6 protein-coding genes are annotated in these 7,429 nt (G+C 59.7%); 5 read left to right on the top strand and 1 reads right to left on the bottom strand.

What is annotated here, in order from left to right:
• The coding region (locus tag E1J61_RS26665; RefSeq protein WP_165971548.1) for a substrate-binding domain-containing protein at positions 1–379 on the top strand (379 nt) is incomplete at its 5' end.
• 606 nt (positions 380–985) lie between these two features.
• Here the strand turns inward: E1J61_RS26665 and E1J61_RS26660 are convergent.
• Positions 986–1,768, bottom strand: coding sequence for an IclR family transcriptional regulator (locus tag E1J61_RS26660; protein WP_133096942.1), 783 nt, complete (start codon positions 1,766–1,768; stop codon positions 986–988).
• 144 nt (positions 1,769–1,912) lie between these two features.
• Here E1J61_RS26660 and E1J61_RS26655 point away from each other — a divergent pair, with 144 nt between their 5' ends.
• The 4 genes from E1J61_RS26655 to E1J61_RS26640 form a co-directional block, all read left to right on the top strand.
• Positions 1,913–4,030 (top strand): hydantoinase/oxoprolinase family protein, encoded by a 2,118-nt coding sequence (locus E1J61_RS26655; RefSeq protein ID WP_243736986.1) that lies wholly within the window; start codon positions 1,913–1,915, stop codon positions 4,028–4,030.
• Positions 4,031–4,032: 2 nt separating this feature from the next.
• A complete protein-coding gene (locus tag E1J61_RS26650; RefSeq protein WP_133096941.1) occupies positions 4,033–5,667 on the top strand; it encodes a hydantoinase B/oxoprolinase family protein in 1,635 nt (544 codons plus the stop codon).
• Between the two features lie 24 nt (positions 5,668–5,691).
• Positions 5,692–6,924, top strand: coding sequence for an ABC transporter substrate-binding protein (locus tag E1J61_RS26645; protein ID WP_133096940.1), 1,233 nt, complete (start codon positions 5,692–5,694; stop codon positions 6,922–6,924).
• Between the two features lie 154 nt (positions 6,925–7,078).
• Positions 7,079–7,429: ATP-binding cassette domain-containing protein (locus E1J61_RS26640; protein WP_133096939.1), on the top strand; the 351-nt coding region annotated here is incomplete at its 3' end.

The raw sequence follows: 7,429 nt of genomic DNA, 5'->3' as shown, positions 1-7,429 counted from the left end.
AATCATCCCCGGCGCGGCCTGCGAGCAGCCCTACTCGTTTGCTGGAGGCCGTACCGGACTGCGAAACATACTTCGCGAGGCATCGACCAGGCCTACGGCGGTCTTTTGTGGCAATGACGTGTTAGCGCTCGGTTGTCTGTTCGAGGCAACAGCGCTAAACCTCAAAGTGCCTGATCAGCTTTCGATCGTTGGCTGCGATAACCTTCCGATTTCGGCTGAAGTCACGCCCGGCCTCACAACCGTAGCGTTGGAAAGTAGCTTGTTGGGCAAGAAAACTGCGGAAGCTTTACTGCGATGGCTGCAGGACGGGACGGATCCAGGCCGTACGGAGATGCCAATTTCACTGATTCAGCGCGGCACTGCGGCTCCACCTTCGTGAATCGATCGTGGTCTCGGAATCCGTTATGTTCGTTTAGACCGTAACGACCGCTTCCGCAATACACTGCCGTTCGCCCGGCACAATTGGCGGACGAACCAATGGGCAAGGGGGACATCGACAAGAGGTGCGGTAGCCGGGCCAGGATGGCATGTGGGAGCCTCTGCGAAGGCTGATGCGGTCGGCTAGAGACGACCGATCTATGGCCTTCCGCGTGGTCCGTCGTCACAGCCCAATTATTTTGTGATCGTGAAATCGTTGATGGGGCATTCCTCGGCGCCCTTTCCGCTAGACGGTCCGAATGGCCATGACAGGGAAGAGGTCTCGGCGCGCAATGCCACGTATGCCGCCCGCCCATTTTGACTTTGCTGCCGTATCGAGCGCCTGCGCATCAACGGCCAACTGAGGTGCCGGCAGCGTCGACAGACGTCCGCCTCTCCCATTCAACATAACCTCTCACCATCCATGTCTGTCTCGGCGCTAGATCGCGCGTTATGTTCAAATCCTATAGTGCGCAGATCAGCGCCACGCGGCTGCCGACCGCGTTCTAGGTAGCACATAGTCATGGTCTCTTTGCCCCCAGCGATGGCGTGGCTCGTCTCGGCGGCCCTAGTGGGCACGCACAGCGTTGGTGATTGCCCCTGCGCACTCGCGAACCATCGGGCCAAGCTTGGCCAGCACCTCTTCACGAGTCCAACGACTGCTCGGTGCCACAACGTGTACTGCGGCGATGGCGCGCCCATTCTTGTTGTAAACCGGTGCGCCGACGTTCATGTGTCCCAGGTAATACTCCTCAAAATTCATCGAGAATCCGCGCACGCGTCCTTCCAGCACGTTGGCAAAGATTTGCTCAGGATCGGTCAGCGTGTTCGGTGTCAGCGGTTTTAGCTCCGACTGCCGCAGCAAGGTACGAACCTCGTCATCCGGCAGCCCTGCCAAATAAGCGCGGCCAGCCGATGTGCAATACATCGGCATCCGGCTGCCGATCGCCATATGCGCCACGATCGGCTTACGACTTGTAAACGAGGCCACGTACACCATGTTGTTGCCGCACGGCTCCGTGAGCGACACCGTTTCGTCGCAATTGCTGTTCATAGCCGAAAGGAACGGATTGGCGCTATCGATGAGTGTATTGGCCGCCACATAGTTGCATCCAATCTCCATTACCTTGGTCGTTAGCTCGTAGCGTCGGGTGTAGGGATCCTTGGCCACGTAACCAAGAGCTTCGAGCGTAAAAACGATGCGTTGCGCAGAGCTGCGTGTGATGCCAACCGTATCCGCGATCTGACCGAGGCTCATGTGGCGGTTGCGCGATCCAAAAGCGGCCAAGATGGCCAGCCCCTTTTCTACCGACTGATTAAACATCGGCGAATTTCTACTGTCGTTGTCCATCGTGGAAATCCCCGAGTCAGTTACAAATTAATCTATATGCGATTACATATGAGCGTTTACCGATGTAGAAAGCGCGCATAAACTCTTCGTAACCGCTGCACAATCATAGTGTATCGCATATCGATTAAAGCAGTGCAGTTTTTTGTGCAGCTGCACCAGAACGGCGCTATCAGTGTGCACCACCTTACGCATGCGCCGCTCGCCACCGTCAATCGCCCCGTGTCGGACAAGGAAAGCAAAATGAAAGTAGGAGTAGAAGTCGGAGGAACCTTTACGGATCTGGTCGCGCACAGTCCTGGCCGGATACACGTGATTAAGGTGCCTAGTACCCCAGCATCTCCCGATATCGGCGTCCTGGACGCGCTGCGCGCCGCCGGCATTGACTTTGCGCAGATCGACGACTTTGCCCACGGGTCCACAGTTGCCACCAACGCGGTGCTTGAACGCAAGGGTGGAAAGGTCGCGTTTATTGCGACCGAAGGATTTCGCGACATCCTCTTTCTGCAGCGCCACGACCGCAAGCAGATCTACGACCTGTTCTATAAAAAGCCTGCGCCGCCGGTAAAGCGTCGCGATTGCTTTGAAGCGCACGAGCGCATACTGGCCGATGGGAGTGTGGAACTTGCATTGAACGAAGAGCAATTCCGCGCCAACGTCCTGCCGAAGCTCGAAGCCGGTACATTCGACGCTGTGGCCATCTGCCTGCTCAATGCCTACCGTAATCCCGACCATGAACGCCGCCTGGCGGACATGATTCGGTCGGCCCTGCCGGGTGTCGTTGTGACGTGCTCTCATCAGGTGGCCTGCGAGTTCCGCGAATACGAACGTGCCAGCACCGCGACGCTGTCCGCGTTTGTGCAGCCGGTTATCGCGGGATACCTTGGGCGTCTGACCGAAGCGCTGACTCGGGAAGGGTTTCGTGGTCGTTTTTCGGTGATGCAATCCAACGGGGGGCGGCTGCCTGCTGACGCCATGCGTGAGAATGCGATCAGCGCCCTGTTCTCGGGGCCCGCCGCTGGCGTGGTCGGCGCGGTACGCCAGGTCATTCGATCCGGCTTTCAGAACGTCATTACCTTCGACATGGGGGGCACCAGCTCTGATGTGTGCCTGGTTCAAGATGGTAGGCCGACGTTGGCTCCGGAAACCGAAATCGATGGGCTACCCGTGCGCACCCCCGTTCTGGACATCGTCACGGTTGGCGCCGGCGGGGGAAGCCTGATCTGGATTGACGACGGTGGCATGCTGCGGGTCGGCCCGGAGAGCGCAGGTGCGCAGCCGGGACCTGCCTGCTATGGGCGCGGTGGCAACTTGCCTACCATCACTGACGCCCACGTCGTCCTCGGTACGGTCCGCCCCGAAGCCTTCCTCGGCGGCCAGATGAAAATTGATGTTGCCACGGCGCACCGGGCCTTTGATTCGCTGGCAGCGCACTTCGGCCTTCCCGTAGAGGCGGTCGCCTACAACGCCGTGCGCCTCGCCAATGCGAACATTGTTCGCGCCATCCAACTTGTGTCCACCCAGCGTGGACGCGATCCCCGCGACTATGTTCTGGTGCCCTTTGGCGGCGCCGGACCGATGCAGGCGGCGCAGATCGCTGAAGAACTTGGCATCGCCAAGGTTGTTGCGCCGCCCAACCCCGGCGTGACTTCAGCGCACGGCCTGCTCGCCTCCGATTTCATCAAATACGAGACGCTGACTCACCGAGTTCAGGTCGACGACGAGACATGCGGCCAGTTGCGCGAGCGCTTTGCCACCATTCAGCAGGACCTTGAAGCGCAGTTTCGCCAAATGGCTTTCGATGAGCCGCTGGCTTTCAGCTTCACGCTCGAGATGCGCTACGTCGGACAGGCCTTCGAAGTGCCGCTCGAACTCGATGCGCTGGCCCTTGCGGCCCTGGATCGCCAGAGCCTGGAGGCGGGCTTCATCGATGCGCATCATCGCATCTATTTCCACAGCGACAAGTCCGGCAGACCGATCGAAGTCGTTGCGCTACGCGTGGGTGCAACGCTTGCTACGCCGCATGTTTCCGCTGCATCCGACACAACGAGCAGCCTGCTGGCCGCTCCGGGCGAGCCCGCCCTGTATGACGGCAAAGCCTGGGCGTCGTGCCGTCGCCGCACTGTCGCAGGGCTTAGTACTGATGGGACCACCGTGTTGGGACCAGCAGTGCTGGAGGACTACACCACGACCGTTCTCGTACCGGCAGGCTGGGCAGCCAGCGTCGATTCGCAATCCAACCTGATTCTTTCCAAGGAAGCATGAGCATGCCGGTCAATCCTTTCGACAACGCCATCATCAGCCAAAGCATCCTTGCCGCAGCGCGTGAGATGGGCGTAAAGCTGATCCGCTCCGCCTATTCGACCATCCTGCGCGAGGCCAGCGATGGCTCGGCGGCGATCGCGAATGTGCATGGCGATATCGTGGCGCAAGCCGAGCTTATCCCCATCCAACTCGGCCCTATCGGCATCACGCTGAAGCAATGCCTTGAACGTCATCCGGTCGAAACCATCGGCCCGGACGACTTCATGATCACCAATGACCCGTACTCGGGTGGCCAGCACCTGCCTGACGTCTATATCTTCTGCCCGATTTTCTACGGCGCAAAGCTGATCGGGTTCTCTGCCAGTGTCGCCCACCAGATTGACTTCGGCGGCGGCGCACCAGGCCTCGATCCGGGCGCCACCGACATCTACCAGGAAGGGCTGCGCCTGCCCCCCACCCTTTGGTCTCGAACCCGGGACTGGGATGGCGGCCCGCTCGAACAACTGGTCCGCGCGAATATCCGGGTACCGGACCTGACCATCGGTGACATGAACGCCATGTTCGCCGCCAACGCCATCGCTGCGGCGCGGCTTGTGCAACTTTGCGACAAATATGGCGATCGCACGGTGACCGAGGTCATGGCAGAAATGGTCAACTATTCAGAGCGTCGCTTCCGCGCCGCCATTGGCCAATTGCCGGACGGTGTCTATTACGGTGAAGACGTGATCGACGATGACGGCGTGACCGATGAGCCTCTGGTGATCAAAGTCAGGGTTGCCGTGACAGGCGAATCTATCGATATCGACTTTGCAGGCAGCAGCCCGCAGGTTCGCCGCAACCTGAACTCGCCATTCTCGTGCACGGTGTCGGCCGCGGTCACCTGTGTCAAGTCCGTGCTCACGTCTCCGGACATTCCTTTCAACGATGGCATCCTGCGCGCGGTTCGGATCACGGCGCCCTACGGTTCGATCCTGAACCCAGCTCCGCCCTCGCCTGTGCGCGCCCGACTGGAAGCAAACTATCGAATCTACAACGCCATCATGCGGGCGTTGGCACCGGTCGCTCCCGAAAAGGTCATCGCGACCGGCTTTGACACCTTGACCGCAGCCTGCTTCTCCCTGCAGCGCCACGAGGGCTACAGTGTCTACCTGGAGATCTTCGGCGGCGGCTATGGCGGATCCCAGCACGGCGACGGGTGTGACGCCGTGGACTCCCCGCTGTCGAACTGCGCCAACACGCCGGCCGAGGCTCTGGATATGGAGTACGACTTCTTCCGGCTGGAGCGTTACGCACTGGAACCAGACTCTTTCGGTGCCGGCAAGTACCGCGGCGGTGCCGGCTTCAGCCGAGAGTATTCCGTGCTCAAGGATGGCGTCGTTTTCGCCATCTACGCCGATCGCCATCGCTATGCCCCGCAAGGCCTGTTTGGTGGAAACGAAGGCAAGCGCGGCTATTGTGAACTGACCCGCAATGGCGTGACAAAAAGGCTCGCCTCGAAATCCATGGTCACGCTCAATCGTGGCGACCGAGTCAAGGTCTACATGGGCGGTGGCGGCGGCTATGGCGATGAGGCCGAGCGCGATCCGGCACTCATCAAAGCCGACATCGACGACGGCATGGTCGCAACCGCGCGCTGAACCCGCGAATCCACGGAGGAAATCATGAACAAGTGTTTGAGCAACACAACTCGCCTTTCCGCAGTCGCGCTGATGGCGATGCTTTCCGCAACCGGGGTGCAGGCAGAGATCTCCGACGGCGCGGTCAGGATCGGTCTCCTTACAGACATGAGCGGCTCATTTTCGCAGTTCTCCGGTCAAGGTTCGGTAGTGGCCGCACAAATGGCCATCGACGATTGCCTCGCCCGGGAATGCAAGGGCATGAAGGTCGAGTTGCTGTCCGCCGACCACCAGAACAAGACGGACATCGCGCTCGCCAAGGCAAGGGAGTGGGCCGATGTCAATAAGGTGGACGCCTATGCGGACATGGTGAACTCCGCAGTGGCGCTGGCGATGCAGAATCTTGCCGTACAGAAGAAAAAAGCAGCCTTGTTCGCCGGTGGTCCCCTGCGCATCTCTAACGAGGACTGCCAGCCAGAATATGCGGTGCAATGGATGTGGGACACCTATTCGCAGACCGCCGCGGCAATCAAAGGTCTGGCCAAGCCCAAACAGGGTTGGTACTTCATTACGGTTGACTATGCGTACGGCAATGCAGCCGTTGCCGAAGCGCGAAAGCAACTCGAGGCAATCGGTGCCTATACGGTAGGCGAATCGAAACATCCACTAAACAGCAGCGATATGTCCTCGCAGATCATCGCTGCGCAGCAGTCGAAAGCCGATGTCGTGGCGTTTGCGAACTCGGGTGCCGACTCCGCAAACGCGATCAAGACAGCCAGCGAGTTCCAGCTCGGTGCGAAGAAGCTGCAGGCTGCGTTCTTTCCAACCGTCTATGAGATCAAGGGGATAGGTCTGGCACAGGCAAAGGGTCTGCGCTTTCCCGAGAGCTTCTATTGGGATATCGATGAAGGCACCCGGCGATTCAGCAAGCGATTCATGGATATCTACAAGAAGGGACCGCCCTCCCTCACGCACGCCGGCGTGTATTCATCCATTTATCACTATTTGAAAGCGGTGGCGGCCACCAAGTCCGACGATGCGCGTACGGTGGTTCGCAAGATGCACGAACTGCCGATCCAGGACGACGTTGTACGCAATCCCAAATTGCGACCGGACGGTCGCATGGTGCACGACTACTACTACTTCCGGGTCAAGTCGCCGCAGGAATCGAAAGGCCCCTGGGACCTCTACGCCCTGGAGAAGACCTTGCCGGGTGATGACGTCTTTCTGCCGGTCACTGAAAGCCAATGTCGCGTTTTCAAAACGCAGGCGAAGTAGCCGGAGCATCCGCTCCTCCCTGTAGCACTTTCTGACGCCCCAGCTGCGCGGGGCAGTTGGAGGCCATGGCGGCCAATGTAATGGCCGCCATGGCCTCCAGATACGCCACGCGTTCCCCGCGTCAACGCGAACGACGCCTTTCACAAAAAACGGCATGCCCCACGAAGACCTGATCCTGCAGACCCGTTCATTGAGCAAATCCTTCAAAGGTTTTGACGCAGTCAGAGACGTCAACCTGCGCGTACGTCGCGGCTCGATCCATGCATTGATCGGCCCCAACGGCGCAGGCAAGACCACTTGCTTCAACCTGCTCACCAAGTTCCTGGAGCCGACCACCGGCACCATCGTATTCAACGGCATCGACATCACCCGCGAGAAGCCCGCGCAGATCGCGCGCCGCGGCGTGATCCGTTCGTTCCAGATCTCGGCGGTGTTCCCGCACCTGACGGTGATGGAGAACGTGCGCATCGGGCTGCAGCGACAGCTTGGCACCGCGTACCAGTTC

The organism is Cupriavidus sp. L7L, from assembly GCF_004353535.1.
In the GTDB taxonomy this organism is placed as follows: Bacteria; Pseudomonadota; Gammaproteobacteria; order Burkholderiales; family Burkholderiaceae; genus Cupriavidus; species Cupriavidus oxalaticus_A.
Note: the sequence above shows the minus strand (reverse complement) of the source record. Positions and strands in the feature narration are given on the sequence as shown.